The organism is Amycolatopsis sp. MtRt-6, assembly GCF_017308975.1.
Taxonomy (GTDB): Bacteria; Actinomycetota; Actinomycetes; order Mycobacteriales; family Pseudonocardiaceae; genus Amycolatopsis.
Genome location: NZ_JADWPD010000020.1, coordinates 18443 through 33281, shown reverse-complemented (window position 1 = coordinate 33281; position 14839 = coordinate 18443). Strand labels below are relative to the sequence as shown.

The 14839-nt window shown below is 70.1% G+C and carries 14 protein-coding genes and 1 pseudogene; 13 read left to right on the top strand and 2 right to left on the bottom strand.

The window, feature by feature from the left end; genetic code table 11:
• The first annotated feature begins 61 nt into the window (after positions 1–61).
• From I4Q55_RS29645 to I4Q55_RS29600, 10 genes are read left to right on the top strand one after another with little or no spacing between them, the layout of a single operon-like run.
• Positions 62–850, top strand: a complete 789-nt coding sequence (locus I4Q55_RS29645) for an ABC transporter permease (protein WP_086838139.1) — start codon at positions 62–64, stop codon at positions 848–850.
• Complete coding sequence (locus I4Q55_RS29640; RefSeq protein WP_206792201.1) at positions 850–1698, top strand: ABC transporter permease; 849 nt, start codon at positions 850–852, stop codon at positions 1696–1698. The genes I4Q55_RS29645 and I4Q55_RS29640 overlap by 1 nt, the downstream gene beginning before the upstream one ends.
• Positions 1695–3017: an MCE family protein gene (locus I4Q55_RS29635; protein WP_206792199.1), complete on the top strand. Its 1323-nt coding sequence runs from the start codon at positions 1695–1697 to the stop codon at positions 3015–3017. Before I4Q55_RS29640 ends, I4Q55_RS29635 begins: the two co-directional genes overlap by 4 nt.
• Positions 3014–4051, top strand: a complete 1038-nt coding sequence (locus tag I4Q55_RS29630) for an MCE family protein (RefSeq protein WP_206792197.1) — start codon at positions 3014–3016, stop codon at positions 4049–4051. Before I4Q55_RS29635 ends, I4Q55_RS29630 begins: the two co-directional genes overlap by 4 nt.
• Positions 4048–5079: an MlaD family protein gene (locus I4Q55_RS29625; RefSeq protein ID WP_206792195.1), complete on the top strand. Its 1032-nt coding sequence runs from the start codon at positions 4048–4050 to the stop codon at positions 5077–5079. Before I4Q55_RS29630 ends, I4Q55_RS29625 begins: the two co-directional genes overlap by 4 nt.
• Positions 5076–6272, top strand: coding sequence for an MCE family protein (locus I4Q55_RS29620; protein WP_206792193.1), 1197 nt, complete (start codon positions 5076–5078; stop codon positions 6270–6272). Before I4Q55_RS29625 ends, I4Q55_RS29620 begins: the two co-directional genes overlap by 4 nt.
• On the top strand, positions 6269–7423 hold the full coding sequence (locus I4Q55_RS29615; RefSeq protein WP_206792192.1) for an MCE family protein: 1155 nt from the start codon (positions 6269–6271) through the stop codon (positions 7421–7423). The genes I4Q55_RS29620 and I4Q55_RS29615 overlap by 4 nt, the downstream gene beginning before the upstream one ends.
• Positions 7420–8652 (top strand): MCE family protein, encoded by a 1233-nt coding sequence (locus I4Q55_RS29610; protein ID WP_206792189.1) that lies wholly within the window; start codon positions 7420–7422, stop codon positions 8650–8652. The genes I4Q55_RS29615 and I4Q55_RS29610 overlap by 4 nt, the downstream gene beginning before the upstream one ends.
• Entirely contained in the window at positions 8649–9137 is a 489-nt protein-coding gene (locus I4Q55_RS29605; protein WP_206792187.1) for a hypothetical protein, read from the top strand. The genes I4Q55_RS29610 and I4Q55_RS29605 overlap by 4 nt, the downstream gene beginning before the upstream one ends.
• On the top strand, positions 9134–9616 hold the full coding sequence (locus I4Q55_RS29600; protein ID WP_206792185.1) for a hypothetical protein: 483 nt from the start codon (positions 9134–9136) through the stop codon (positions 9614–9616). Before I4Q55_RS29605 ends, I4Q55_RS29600 begins: the two co-directional genes overlap by 4 nt.
• On the opposite strand, the gene I4Q55_RS29595 is transcribed toward I4Q55_RS29600, so the two are convergent.
• A complete protein-coding gene (locus tag I4Q55_RS29595; RefSeq protein WP_206792183.1) occupies positions 9613–10092 on the bottom strand; it encodes a hypothetical protein in 480 nt (159 codons plus the stop codon). The genes I4Q55_RS29600 and I4Q55_RS29595 overlap by 4 nt on opposite strands.
• 63 nt (positions 10093–10155) lie before the next feature.
• Here I4Q55_RS29595 and I4Q55_RS29590 point away from each other — a divergent pair, with 63 nt between their 5' ends.
• The 3 genes and pseudogenes from I4Q55_RS29590 (at position 10156) to I4Q55_RS29580 (ending at position 13498) form a co-directional block, all read left to right on the top strand.
• Positions 10156–11397, top strand: a complete 1242-nt coding sequence (locus tag I4Q55_RS29590) for an aminotransferase class I/II-fold pyridoxal phosphate-dependent enzyme (protein ID WP_206792180.1) — start codon at positions 10156–10158, stop codon at positions 11395–11397.
• Between the two features lie 116 nt (positions 11398–11513).
• Positions 11514–12488: a ferritin-like domain-containing protein gene (locus I4Q55_RS29585; protein WP_206792451.1), complete on the top strand. Its 975-nt coding sequence runs from the start codon at positions 11514–11516 to the stop codon at positions 12486–12488.
• Between the two features lie 57 nt (positions 12489–12545).
• Positions 12546–13498: pseudogene (locus tag I4Q55_RS29580) on the top strand (FAD-dependent monooxygenase).
• Positions 13499–13639: 141 nt separating this feature from the next.
• On the opposite strand, the gene I4Q55_RS29575 reads toward I4Q55_RS29580, so the two are convergent.
• Positions 13640–14689: a LacI family DNA-binding transcriptional regulator gene (locus I4Q55_RS29575; protein WP_206792178.1), complete on the bottom strand. Its 1050-nt coding sequence runs from the start codon at positions 14687–14689 to the stop codon at positions 13640–13642.
• Between the last annotated feature and the right edge of the window lie 150 nt (positions 14690–14839).

Below are 14839 nucleotides of genomic sequence, written 5' to 3'. Positions count from 1 at the left end.
AAAAGCGGGAACCGGGTGTGGAGAAGACTCGGAGGTCAATGACGACTTACTGGGAGGTGTGGTGAGCGGAGGCACTGGCACGCTCCCGGGAACCGCGGCCCTGACCCAGGTCGGCCGGCTCGCCACGCTTTCCTGGGAGGTGCTGCGCGCGATCTTCAAGCGCCCCTTCCAGACCCGTGAGTGGATCCAGCAGTGCTGGTTCTTCGCCAGTGTCACGATCCTCCCGACGGCGCTGGTGGCCATCCCGTTCGGTGCGGTGATCGCGTTGCAGCTCGGTTCGCTGACCGCGCAGATCGGCGCGCAGTCGTTCACCGGCGCGGCCAGCGCGTTGGCGATCGTGCAGCAGGCCAGCCCGCTGATCACGGCGTTGCTGGTCGCGGGCGCCGGCGGCAGCGCGGTCTGCGCGGACATCGGCGCCCGCAAGATCCGCGAAGAGATCGACGCCATGGAGGTCCTCGGCGTCAACCCGATCCAGCGGCTGATCGTGCCGCGGGTGCTCGCGGCGATGGTGGTTTCGGTGCTGCTGAACGGCTTGGTCAGCGTGGTCGGCGTGCTCGGCGGCTACTTCTTCAACGTCGTCCTGCAAGGCGGCACGCCGGGTGCGTACCTGGCCAGCTTCAACGCCCTCGCCCAGGTGCCGGACCTGTGGGTCAGCGAGATCAAGGCGCTGCTGTACGGCTTCGTCGCCGGGGTCGTCGCCGCCTTCCGCGGCCTGAACCCGGCGGGCGGGCCGAAGGGCGTCGGGGATGCCGTCAACCAGGCCGTCGTCATCACGTTCCTGCTGCTGTTCCTCATCAACGTCGTGCTCACCGCGATCTACCTGCGGATCGTCCCGCCGAAGGCGATGTGATGACCGCCGAACCCCTGGACGCCGACCGGACGCTCGAGTACATCGCGCGCCCGGGCCAGAGCCTGGAGGGGCTCGGCAAGCAGCTAGCGTTCGCGGCGAAGGCGCTCGCCTGGTCGCCGCGCACGATCCGCCGCTACAGCCGGGAAACCCTGCGGCTGCTCACCGAAGTCTGCTTCGGCACCGGCGGCCTCGCGGTCATCGGCGGCACCCTCGGCGTGATGATCGGGATGACGCTGTTCACCGGCCTCATCGTCGGCCTGCAGGGCTACTCCGCGCTCAACCAGCTCGGCACGGCGGCGCTGACCGGGTTCATCTCCGCCTACTTCAACACGCGCGAAGTCGCCCCTCTTTCCGCGGGACTCGCCTTGAGCGCGACCGTCGGCTGCGGCTTCACCGCCCAGCTCGGCGCCATGCGGATTTCCGAAGAGATCGACGCGCTCGAAGTCATGGGCGTGCCGAGCATGCCGTACCTGGTGACGACCCGGGTGCTCGCCGGCGTCGCCGCGGTGATCCCGCTGTACGCGGTCGGCCTGCTCTCGAGCTACCTCGCGTCCCGGCAGATCACCATCTGGCTCTACGGCCAGTCCGCGGGCACCTACGACCACTACTTCACGCTCTTCCTGCCACCCGGCGACGTCCTGTGGTCGTTCGGGAAGGTGATCGTGTTCAGCGTGCTCGTGATCCTGTCCCATTGTTATTACGGCTTCCACGCCAGCGGCGGCCCGGCTGGCGTCGGCGTCGCGGTCGGCCGCGCGGTGCGGACGTCGATCGTGCTGATCTCGGTGCTGGACTTCTTCCTGTCGCTGGCGATCTGGGGCGCGAACACCACGGTGAGGATTTCGGGATGAGGCGCGAGCTCTGGCAGCGGCTCCGGTACCAGGTGCTGGGGCTCGTCTTCCTGCTCGTCGCCGCCCTGTTCATCGCACTCACCCTGGCCGTCTACAACAAGGCGTTCACGCCGGTGACGCTCGTGAAGCTCGAAACCGACCGGGTCGGCAGCCAGCTGCGCACCGGCGGCGACGTCAAGGTCCGCGGCATGCTCGTCGGCGAGGTCCGGTCCGTCGTGGCGAAGGGCGACCACGCCGAGCTGGAGCTGGCCCTCGACCCGGACAAGACCCACGTCATCCCGAAGAACGTCGCCGCGCGGCTGCTGCCGAAGACGCTCTTCGGCGAGCGCTATGTCGCCCTCCAGCTGCCGGAGAACAAGGAACGGCCGATCGAGGCCGGCGACGTCATCCCGCAGGACCGCAGCAGCGCGGCGATCGAGCTGCAGCAGGTCCTCGACGACGTGATGCCGCTGCTGCAGGCGGTCCAGCCGGAGAAGCTGTCGAGCACGCTCACCGCGGTGGCCACGGCGCTCGACGGCCGCGGCAAGCAGCTCGGCGAGACCCTCGCGGGCCTGTCGGACTACCTCGGCAAGCTGAACCCGTCGCTGCCGGACCTCAAAGCCGACATCACCGGGCTGGCGAACGTCGCGGACACCTACGACAAGGCCGCGCCCGACATCCTGCAGGCGCTCTCGGACCTGACGACGACGACCCGGACGATCGTCGACCAGCGCGCGCAGCTCAGCGACCTCTACGCCACGGTCACCGCCGCTTCGGTCGACCTCACGAGCTTCCTGCAGGTCAACAAGGACAACCTGATCCGGCTCACCACCGCGATCCAGCCGACCCTGGACGTCCTCGCCAAGTACGCGCCCGAGTACCCGTGCCTGCTGCGGCAGCTCGCCGAGTCGGTGCCGCGGGCCGAGCTGGCGTTCGGCAAGGGCACCGCGCACCCCGAGGTCAGCCGGGTCACCATCGAGTTCGCCGCCAGCCGCGGCAAGTATCTCCCCGGCGTCGACGAGCCGAAGTACGAGGACAAGCGCGGCCCGCGCTGCTACCCGAGCGTCCCGCACCCCGGCGTGTGGCCGCAGTACCCGCCGGACGGCCCCATCAAGGACGGCTCCAGCAAGCCCCCGCCGCCGAAGTACCCGCCCGGCGAGCTGCCCGCCGGGGGCGGCGCCGTCGGCGGCGACGGCACGATCGTCGGCTCGGCGTACGAAAACGACCTGATCGACCTGCTCGCGTCGCCCGCGCTCGGCACTTCGCCGGGTGACGTGCCGGGCTGGGCGGGCCTGCTCGTCGGGCCGCTCTACCGCGGGGCGGAGGTGGAGCTGAAATGAGGAGTTTTGTCCCGTCGCTGGTCAAGCTCGGGATCTTCGCGGTCGTCACGGTGCTGCTCACCGGGATCCTGGCGGCCACCATCGCGAACACCAACTTCGGCGAGACGCACGCGTACCTGGCCAAGTTCACCGACGCGTCCGGGCTGAAGGAAGGTGACGACGTCCGCATCGCCGGCGTCAAGGTCGGCCAGGTCGACACGATCGCGGTGGTCGAGGGCGAGCGGAACCTCGCCGAGGTCCGGTTCGACGTCGAGCACACCTACCGGCTGCCGGAGACGGTGACCGCGACGATCAAGTACCGCAACCTGGTCGGCCAGCGCTACCTCGCGCTCGGCACCGACGTCCCCGGGGATCGCGCGTTGCCCGAAGGCGGCACGATCCCGCCGGAGCGCACCAAACCCGCGCTCAACCTCACCGTGTTGTTCAACGGGTTCAAGCCGTTGTTCAAGGCACTCAACCCGCAGGACGTCAACCGGCTGTCGGCCGAGATCATCAGCGTCTTCCAGGGCGAGGGCGGCACGATCACCAGCCTGCTGCAGCACACGGCGTCGCTGACGACCGCGATCGCGAGCAAGGACCAGGTGATCGGCCAGGTCATCGCCAACCTCAACACGGTGCTCGCCACGGTCAACTCCCGCGGCGCGCAGCTCGGCGACCTCATCGAGCAGACGCAGAAGCTGGTCAGCGGGCTGGCCGAGCAGCGCAAGCCGATCGGCGAGGCGGTCAGCGCGCTCGGCGACCTCGCCGTGTCGACCACCGGGCTCCTGGCCGACGCGCGCCCGGCGCTCAAGGACGACGTCGCGCAACTCGGCGCGCTGTCGCAGAACCTCGGCGACTCCGGCGAGCTGCTCAACCACCTCCTCCAGGTGCTGCCGGGCAACCTGCAGAAGTTCACCCGGACCCTGAGCTACGGCAGCTGGTTCAACTACTACCTGTGCGGGATCACCGGCACCATCGGCATCTCCTCCCTCGACATCACCCTGCCGATCATCCCGATCCCCGGCACCCAGCGCGCGGAGAGGTGCGGTCCGTGAAACCGCTGAAAGAACGCAACCAGGCAGGCGTCGGCGCGGTCGCGCTCGTGCTGATCGTGCTCGTCACGGCCACGACGTACTTCGCCGACCAGCTCCCGTTCTTCGGCAACGGCACGACGTACTCGGCGTACTTCGGCGAGTCCGCCGGGCTGGCGCCGGACAACGAGGTCCAGGTCGCCGGCGTCAAGGTCGGCACGGTGTCGTCGGTGAAACTCGCGGGCAAGCAGGTCCTGGTCCGGTTTCGGGTCAAGGACGTCCGGGTCGGCGACGGGACGACAGCGTCGATCGAGATCAAGACGCTGCTGGGGGAGAAGTACCTCGCGCTCGACCCGAAGGGCAGCGGCGCGCAGGAGCCGGACGACACGATTCCGCAGGCCCGCACGCGCACGCCGTTCCAGCTGCAGGACGCGTTCGAGCAGCTGTCGACGACGGTCGGAGACATCGACACGAAACAGCTCGCGGACAGCTTCAACGCGTTGTCCGACAGCCTCAAGGACAGCCCGCAGTACTTGAAAGACACCCTGAACGGGCTCTCGTCGCTGGCTCGCACGGTTTCCTCCCGTGACGCCGACCTGCACACGCTGCTGGCGAACACGAGCCAGGTCTCGAAGACGCTGTCCGACCGCAACGCCCAGCTGCAACGCGTGATCAGCGACGGCAACCTGCTGCTCACCGAGCTGCAGAACCGCAAGCAAGCCATCCACGCGCTGCTCACCGGCACCCAGCAGCTGTCGGCCCAGCTCACCGGGCTCGTCCAGGACAACCGCGACCAGCTCAAGCCGACGCTGGAGAAGCTCGGGAAGGTGACCGACATCCTGCAGCGCAACCAGGGCAACCTCGACAAGAGCCTGCAGCTGATGGCGCCGTTCGCCCGCGTCGGCGCGAACGCCACCGGCAACGGCCGCTGGTTCGAGGGCTACCTGTGCGGGCTGCTGCCGCCGACGATCAACGCCGGCGTCGTCACCATCAACCCCGAAGGCTGCACCCCGCCGATCGCGGCGCCGAACCAGGGGGTGGGCGGCCGATGACCATCCACACGGCCCGCGGCCGCAGCCTGGTGACGTGGCTGGCGTTCGGGTGCGTCCTCGCCCTGATCGTCACCGCGGGGCTGTACCTGGTGTTCCGCGCGGCCACCGGCACGGTGGTGTCCGCCTACTTCGGCAAGACCGTCGGGCTGTACGCCGGTTCGTCGGTGCGGGTGCTCGGCGTGCCGGTCGGCGAGGTCACCGACGTCACGCCCGAGGGCGACGCGGTCCGCGTGGACATGCGGGTCGGCGACGACGTGCCGCTGCCGGCCGACGTCGGCGCGGTCGTCGTCGCGCCGAGCCTGGTCAGCGACCGGTACGTCCAGCTGACGCCGGCCTACGACAGCGGGCCTGTCCTTGCTTCGGGCACGGTCCTGCCGCGCCAGCGCACCGCTACGCCGGTCGAGCTGGACGACCTGTATTCGAGCATCGACAAGCTTTCGACGGCGCTGGGCCCGAACGGCGCCAACAAGAACGGGGCGTTGTCCGGCGTCCTCGACACCGCGGCGAACACGCTGAAAGGCAACGGGGCTTCGCTGAACTCGACGGTCGGGCAGCTGGCGGAGCTGGCCAAGACCCTCGACGGCTCGAAGGACGACCTGTTCTCGACCGTGGAAAACCTGAACTCCTTCACCGGCGCCCTCGCGCAGAGCGACCAGCAGCTCAACGAGTTCTACGGCCGCGTCGCCGACGTCAGCCGGTTCCTCGCCGCGGACTCGTCCGAGGTGGGTGCCGCGCTGCAGTCCCTCGGCGGTGCGCTCGGCGACGTCCAGCAGTTCGTCAACGACAACAAAGCGGCACTGGAATCCAATGTCGACAAACTGGCGTCGCTGTCGAAGGTCCTCGTCGACCAGCGCGCCGCGCTCGCCGAGGTGCTCGACATCGCCCCGACCGGCGCCACGAACTTCATCAACTCCTACGACGCCGCGTCGGGCACCATCGCCGTCCGCGACAACCTCAACGAGCTGACCCACCCGCCGATCCTCACCGTGTGCCGCCTGATCAGCTCGTTCACGCCCAAGGAAGTGCCCGACACGCTGGGGAACATCTGCAAGCAGCTGGCGCCGGTCCTGGACGGCGCGTTGAAGCTGCCGACGATCCCGCAGGTGCTCAACTCCCTGCAGAACGGGACGCTGCCGCCGTTGCCGCTCCCGCTCGTCGACGTCATGGAGCAGCTGTCCGGCGGTGCGAAGTGAAGCGGCTCGCGGGAGTGCTCGCCGGGGTACTCGTGCTGGCGGCGTGCAGTGACGGCGGGTTCAACGGCCTCTACGGCACGCCGCTGCCGGGCGGCGCCGACGTCGGCGACCACCCGTACCACGTCACCGCGCTGTTCACCGACGTCCTGGACCTGGTGCCGCAGTCGAGCGTCAAGGTCAACGACGTCGCCGTCGGGCGGGTCGACAAGATCACCCTGACGCCGGACACGCGGTCGGCGCTGGTGGCGATGACGGTGAACGGCGGCATCGCGCTGCCCGCGAACGCGCGCGCCGAGCTGAAGCAGTCTTCGCTGCTGGGCGAGAAGTTCGTCGAGCTGAGCGTGCCGACGGCCGAGCCGGCCACCGGTCGCCTGGCCGACGGCGCGCAGATCCCGCTCGGGCGCACCAACCGCAACCCCGAGGTCGAGGAGGTGCTCGGCGCGCTTTCGCTGCTGCTCAACGGCGGCGGCGTCGAGCAGATCCAGAAGATCAGCCACGAGCTCAACGAAGCGCTGTCGGGCAACGAGCCGGAGATCCGGGCTTTGCTGTCCCGGGTGGACGAACTGGCCACCCAGCTCGACGGGCACAAGACGGAGATCCTGCGCGCGATCGACGGCCTCGCGAAGCTGTCCAAGACCTTGACGGGCCAGACGCAGAACCTGACGAACGCGCTCGACAACCTCGCGCCGGGCCTGAAGGTCGTCACGGACCAGCGCGACCAGCTCGTGGGCATGCTGAACGCGCTGAACACGCTGTCCGGGGTCGCGGTGGACACGGTGACGAAGAGCCGCGACCAGCTCGTCGCGAACCTCAAGGCGCTGCAGCCGACGCTGGCCAAGCTCGCCGAAGCGGGCCAGAACCTGCCGACCGCGTTGCAGATCCTGCTCACCTACCCGTTCCCGGACTACGCGGGCAACGTGATCAAGGGCGACTACGCGAACGTCGAGGCGAACGTGAACCTGGACCTGGACGTCCTGATCCGGAACTTCGCGAACTCGTCGCAGCCGCCGATCGCGCTGCCTTCCGGAATCGGCGGGCAGCCGTCCGCCGCCGCGCCACCGCTGCCGCTGCCCGACCTGGGCTCGGTCCCGCCGGCGGCCGGGCCGAACCTGCTGGGCGGCCTGCTCGGCCTGATCGGGGGCGGCCGGTGACCCGCAAGATCCGGATCCAGCTGTTCGCGTTCGTCGTCATCGCGGTGGTGTCGGTGGTCTACGCCGGCGGCCGGTACGCCGGGCTGGACCGGCTGTTCGGCAACCGCGGCTACGTCGTGACCGCGCAGCTGACCGACTCCGGCGGCATCTTCGTCAACTCCGAGGTCGCCTACCGCGGCGTCACGGTCGGCCGGGTGACGTCGTTGACGCTCACCGAGCACGGCGTCGACGTCGCGCTCGACATCGACGCGGGCGCGCCGGACATCCCGGCCGACGCGCACGCGCAGGTGGCGAACCGGTCGGCGGTGGGGGAGCAGTTCGTCGACCTGCTGCCGTTGCACAACGGCGGGCCCTACCTGAAGGACGGGTCCGTGATCACGGCGGACAGGACGTCCCTGCCACCGTCGCCGGACACCGTGCTGTCGCATTTGGACGACCTCGTCGCGAGCGTGCACCCGGAGTCGCTGCGGACGGTCGTCGACGAGACGTACAACGCGTTCGCGGGCGCGGGCCCGCAGCTGCAGCAGCTGCTGGACAGCACGGGCTCGCTGACGGCGGTGGCCGCGCAGTACGTGCCGCAGACGCAGGGACTGCTGGCGAACTCGCGCATCGTGCTGGGCACCCAGGAACGCCAGGCGGCGAACATCACGGACTTCGCGTCCGGCCTGCGCACGATCGCGGGTCAGCTGAAGAAGTCCGACCCGGACCTGCGGCGGGTGATCGCGCAGGCGCCGCGGCTGAGCCGGCAGATCAGCGACGTGCTGGCGGCGTCGGGGACGGATCTGGGGGTGCTGTTCGCCAACCTGCTGACGACGGCGCAGATCACGACGTCCCGGAAGGACTCGATCGAGGAGCTGCTGGTCGCGTACCCGATCATCTCGGCGTTCTCGCCGTCGACGTCCCCGGACGGCACGGGTCACCTGGGCGTGGTGTTCAACTTCTTCGACCCGGCGTCGTGCACGAAGGGGTATGAGGGGACGAAGCAGCGTCCGGCGAACGATGAGTCGGAAGCACCGGTGAACATGAACGCGTACTGCGCCGAGCCGCCGGGCAGCCCGACCGGGGTGCGCGGGGCGCAGAACGCGCCTTATGCGGGGAAGCCGCCCGCGATTCCCGCGGCACCTCAGCAGCAGGCGGCTTCGTCTTCGCCGGCGCAGCTGCCGGGGATGCTGAGCCTGCTGACGGGGCCGTCTTCGGGTGGGCTCGGCCGGTTGCTGGGCGCGCCGTGACGCAGCGTCTCCTGGTGGTCTTGGCTGCTTTGTCGATCCTGGCGGCGGCCTTCGCGGGCTGGTCGTGGTGGCGCGCGGCTTCCGACGAGTCGCTGGCGCGGGGCCGCGACCGCGACGCGATCCTGTCGGCGGCGGGGCCTTATTTGGTTACGTTGAACACGATCGACTACCGCACGGCGGCGGCGGACGTGGACCGCTGGACAGCGGCGACGACGGGCCAGTACGCCAAGGATCTTTCGGGTGATCGTCAGCTGCAGATCGACCGGGCGGTCGCGGCCCGCACGGTGTCGACCGCATCGCTGGTCCAGGCGGCGGTGACGGAGATCGACGTGCCCGCCGGGACCGCCCGTCTCCTGGCGGTGCTGGACGTCCGCGTCTCGACGGGAGGCGGCGCGGTCACCCCGAAGATGAACCGCCTGACGGTGGACGTGTCCCGCTCCCCAGCAGGGTGGAAGATCAGCGGCGTCCAGGCGGCGGGCTCATGACCCGCGTGCTGGTCGCGGTGGTGGTGCTGGCCCTGGGCTGCACGGCGTGGTTCGGCATCGAGACGGCATCCCTGTCCCCGGGCGACAACCAGGCCTTGGTGGATCTTCCGGCCACTGCCGAGGTTTCGTCTTCGGTGAGCGACGCGGTGAAGGCGGTGTTCTCGTACGACTACGCGAACCTGCCCCGCACGGAGCGGGCGGCGGCGGAGGTGTTGACGGGCGATGCGGTGCGGCAGTACCAGACCCAGTTCGCTGCGGCCCGGACGAAGGCGGAGTCGGAAAAGCTGACGCGCACGACAACGGTCCGGGCGATCGGGGTCAGGTCGTTGCGCGGGGACTCCGCGGACCTGCTCCTGTTCCTGGACCAGCAGACGGTGGCCCAGGGCGGCGGAGCGCCGACGTCATCGGTGGCCCAGCTGGCGGTGACGGCCAAGCGGGTGGACGGCCGCTGGAAGCTGGCCACGTTGACGGCGCTCTAACCGTCCCACACAGCCGCGCCCTGGCGCAGGACCTCCACTTCGGACGGCCGCTCCACCGGCCACAGCTCCACCACGTACCGGTAGTGCTCCCCGAACTCGTGCTCGTTCCACGTCACCCCAGGCGGCCCGGCCGGCACGTAAGAAACCCGAGCCCGGTACAACCCCGGCAGCACCGAAAAGTACTTCTCCTGCGACGGGTAGTCCGCAGGCCCGGAAATCACCACCCGCCCGCTCGGAACCGGAAGATCCGCTTCCACCACGTGCTCGGCGGAAGGAACCACAGCAGGCGGCGAAGGCAGCAAGTCCACCGAAGACTCGACCACGTCCGAGCGCGCCGTCGCGATCGCTATTCCGCCCGGCTCCACCCCGATCCGGTGAGACTCCACCGCCGATGGCGTCCAGCCGCTGCCCGTCAACCGGGCGGCGGAGTCGCGCAACGAGAACTGACGCTGGTCGGCGTGGACGACTAGGTGCACACGAACCACCCTAGCCAGGACCCGCCCCGAAATGGTATCGACGGCGGGTTTAGCGTTGAGGCCATGACCACTGCTTCCGTCGACGTCGACACGGCCCGCAGCGACTACGCGGCCCTGGTCGGCCGAGGCCTCTCCCTGGACATCACCCGCGGCAAGCCGGCGCCCGAGCAGCTCGCTCTCTCGAACGCGCTGCTCGCTCTCCCGGGCGAGGGCACCTTCAAGGCCGAGGACGGCTCCGACGTCCGCAACTACGGCGGCCTCAACGGCCTGCCGGAGCTGCGTCGCATCTTCGCCGCCGCGCTGCAGGTGCCCGCCGGGCAGCTGCTCGCCGCCGGCAACTCCAGCCTCGAGCTGATGCACGACGCCGTCGTCCAGGCCCTGCTGAGCAAGCTGCCCGGCGCCGAGCGCCGCTGGGCCGACGAGCCGCAGGTGAAGTTCCTCGCCCCCGTCCCGGGCTACGACCGCCACTTCGCGCTCACCGAGCGCTTCGGCATCGAGCTCGTCCCGGTCGCGATGACCGACGAAGGCCCCGACATGGACGCCGTCGAGACGCTGGTCGCCGAGGACCCCGCCGTCAAGGGCATCTGGTGCGTCCCGAAGTACAGCAACCCCACCGGTGTCACGTTCAGTGACGACGTCGTCCAGCGGCTGGCCTCCATGCGCACCGCGGCGCCCGACTTCCGGATCTTCTGGGACAACGCCTACGCCGTGCACCACCTCACCGACGACGAGCCGGAGCTGGCCGACCTCCTCGCCCTGGCCACCGAGGCCGGCAACGCCGACCGCGTCTTCGTCTTCGGCTCGACCTCGAAGATCACCCTGGCCGGCGCCGGCGTGGGCTTCTTCGGCGCCTCCGAGGCCAACCTCGCGTGGTGGACCGGCAACATCGGCAAGCGCACCATCGGCCCGGACAAGGTCAACCAGCTGCGTCACGCGCACTTCCTGAAGGACGAGGCCGGGGTGCGGGCCCACATGCGCAAGCACGCCGAGATCATCGGCCCGAAGTTCGCGGCCGTCGACCGCATCCTCACCGAGGAGCTGTCCGACCTGGCGTCCTGGACCAAGCCGACCGGGGGGTACTTCATCACCCTCACCGTCCCGCAGGGCACCGCGAAGGAGGTCGTGCGGCTGGCCAAGGAGGCCGGCGTCGCGCTGACCCCCGCCGGGGCGACCCACCCGCACGGCGCCGACCCGGCCGACGCGGTCATCCGCATCGCGCCGACCTTCCCGAAGCTCGAAGAGGTCGAAGAGGCCGTCCGCGCGCTGGCCGTGTGCGTCCGGCTCGCGGTGGCGCAGCGCGCCTGACCTGCGCAAACGGAAGTCGATCAAAAATTTTCCCGTTTTGACCGAGCCGGGGGCCGTCCAGGTACGTATGACCGGTGGGTGAGGTGGACGAACTCGTCACGAGAGGACGTCCCCCGGTGTTCGGAAAACGCTACACAGAGCAGCTGATCGAGCGCAGCGCGGAGAACGCGACCGACCGCCGCCGCTTCCTCAAGGCTGCGGGAGCGGCGGGGCTCGGCGTCGCGGGTGCCGGTGCGCTCGGCACAGCGCTGTCGCTGGGCCTCGGCTCGGCCGGTGCCACGTCGCAGTACGGGCAGCAGGGAGGTGACGCGGGGAAGGAGGCGGCGAGCGACGCCGCCGTGCTGAACTTCGCGCTCAACCTCGAGTACCTCGAGGCGAACCTGTACTCGTTCGCCGCCTTCGGCTACGGCCTGAACGAGAAGTACGTCAACGGCGTCGGCAACCTGGGCAAGGTCTCCGGCGGGCACGGCGTCAAGTTCAAGAGCGACTTCGTCAAGCAGATGGTCCAGGAGATCGCCGGCGACGAGGTCGCCCACGTGAACTTCCTGCGCAAGGCGCTGGACAAGGCCGCCGTGGCGCAGCCGGAGATCGACTTCCAGCACAGCTTCACCGCGGCCATGCAGGCCGCCGGGGTGATCAAGCAGGGCCAGACGTTCGACCCGTTCGGGAGCGAGAACAACTTCCTGCTCGCCGCCTACCTGTTCGAGGACGTCGGCGTGTCCGCCTACAAGGGCGCCGCCCCGCTGGTGAACAACAAGACGTTCCTCGACGCGGCCGCGGGCATCCTCGCCGTCGAGGCCTACCACGCCGGCATCATCCGCTCGGCGCTGTTCGAGCGGGGCCTCGGCGACATCACGAACAAGATGTCCGACGCCCGCGACAGCCTCGACGGCAAGGCCGACGTCGACGAAGGCGTCATCAAGGACGGCAAGGCGAACCTCGTCCCGACCGACGCCAACGGCATCGCGTTCGGCCGGTCCGCCGAGCGCGTGCTCAACATCGCCTACCTCAACCCGGACAAGGTGTCCTCGGGTGGCTTCTACCCGCGCGGCCTGAACGGCGACATCGCCACCAGCGGTGCGAAGGAGTAGGCACCGCGTGCCGCCGCCAAGGTAACGTCACAGGCGGCGGCACGCGGAGTCGCGGCGATGGCGCTGAAGCTCGCCGGCCACGAGCCGGTCGTGTACGAGGCCTATCCCGCGGGTGGGGACGGCATCGGCGCGTTCCTCACGATCATGCACAACGGCATGGACGTCGAGTTCGTCGCCCCGAACGGGGAGACCGTGGGCCGGCGCGAGTTCGACACCGAAGGCCTCGACGGCCCGCGCACCCTGACGGTTTCCCGCTGGAGCGCGGACGCCGCCTGGTGGGCGCGCAGACCGGCCCGGCCGGGATCACAGCGGAGTTCGCCGACGGCACCACCGAAACGGGTGACGTGCTGGTCGGCGCGGACGGCCTGCGCTCGGTCGTCCGGCAGCTGATCGACCCGGCCGCCGACGAGCCGCGCTACACCGGGCTGACCGTCGTGTACGGCTACACGCGCGCCGGCGGGCTGCCCGCCGCGCCCGGGATCTACCGGATGATCCGCGGCAGCCGCGCCGCCTTCGGGTTCACGACGGACCCCGACGGCGCCACGTTCTGGTTCGCCCGCATCCCGGATGCCGAGCGGTCCCGCGAGGAGATCGCCGCGGTCACGCCGGCGGGCTGGCGCGAGTTCGCGCACGCGGCGTTCGACGGCGACCCGCTGCCCTGCGCGGACATCGTCGCCGCCACCGGCGACGAGGTCTTCGGCGGCCACTCCTACGACGTCCCCGAGACGCGGGTCTGGTCGACGCCCCGGATGGTCCTCACCGGCGACGCCGCCCACGCCGCGTCCCCGGCCGCGGGGCAGGGCGCGTCGATGGCGCTGGAGGACAGCGTGGTGCTGGCGCAGTGCCTGCGCGACCTGCCGGACCCGGCGTCGGCCTTCGCGGCGTACGAAAGCTTGCGGCGCGAGCGCGTCGAGAAGCTGGTGAAGGCGAGCGCGGGCGGAGACGTCGGCGAGGACCGCGGCTGGCTGTACTCGCACCACATCGACTGGGAAGCGAAGATCACGGCCTAGCGCGGCCGGCCCCAAACACCCCAATGTGGCGTTGGTTGCGCTCAACGCACCCAAGGCCACATTGGGTGCGTCAGATGCACCGAAGGCCACATTGGGTGCGTTGGATGCACCGAAGGCCACATTGGGGCGCATGAGCCGGGGTCAGCGGTGCGGGTGCGCGCCGCAGGAGTCGCGGACCACCAGCTTTGTCGGGAGCAGCACCGGTTCCGGTGTCGTCGCCGTCTCGAGCATCGTCAGGAGCGCGCCCGCCGCCGCGGTGCCGAAGCCCGGTTTGTCCTGGGCCACCGTTGTCAGTGCCGGGTCCACCAAGGACGCCACCTCGATGTCGTCGAAGCCCACCACCGCCAGGTCCGCCGGGACCCGCAGCCCGGCCGCGCGGGCCGCCAGCAGGGCGCCCACCGCCATTTCGTCGCTGGCCGCGAACACCGCCGTCGGCGGGTTCTTGCGGGCCAGCAGCCGGCGCATGCCGACGAAGCCGCTTTCGCGGTAGAAGTCGCCGCCCACCACCAGGTCCTCCGAGACCGGCAGCCCCGCCTCGGCCAGCCCGCGGCGGTAGCCCTCGGTGCGGGCGGCCGCCGGTGCGTTGCCGCGGGGGCCGGTGATCGTCGCGATCCGGCGGTGGCCGAGGGTGGCCAGGTGCCGGACCGCCTCCGCCGCGCCCCCGGCGTTGTCCGACGTCACGTGCGTTGCCCGCGGCCCCGACAAGGCGACGTCCAGTGCGACGCACGGCAAGCCGGACTGGGCGAACGTCGTGAAGGCGTCGGCGTCCGTCCCGCTGTCGATCAGCACCAGCCCGGCCAGGTGGTGCCGGCGGGTCATGCTCACGTACCCGACCGGGTCGGCCAGCGAGACGCCCGGGTTGCGGTCGCGGGCGTCGTCGCTCGTCGCGAGCAGCAGCAGGTGGTAGCCGTGCGAGCTCAGCGCGGATTTGAGGCCCAGCAACAGGTCCTGCAGGAACGGGTGCCGCCAGCCGGGCCGCCGGTGGTCGGTGTCCCAGACCAGGCCGACCATCGCCGACCGCTGCCGCGACAGTGCTCGCGCCGACTCGTTCGGCGAGAAGTCGAGGTCACGTGCCACGCGCTCGACGCGTTCGCGGGTCGCCGCGCTGACCGCGGCCGGGCGGTTGAACACCCGCGACACGGTGGCGACGGAAACCCCGCAGAGCTGTGCGACCTCGCGGGCCGTGACCATGGCGACCTCCGTCGTTGTAACCGGTTACATCTGTAGCACATGACCTCGTACTGCGTAAACGCCAAGCCACTTTATCATTTCGTTACTTGACGAAAGTCTGCTGGGAGCGCTCTCATGGGACCCGCGTTTTCCGACCGGCCCGCAGAACAA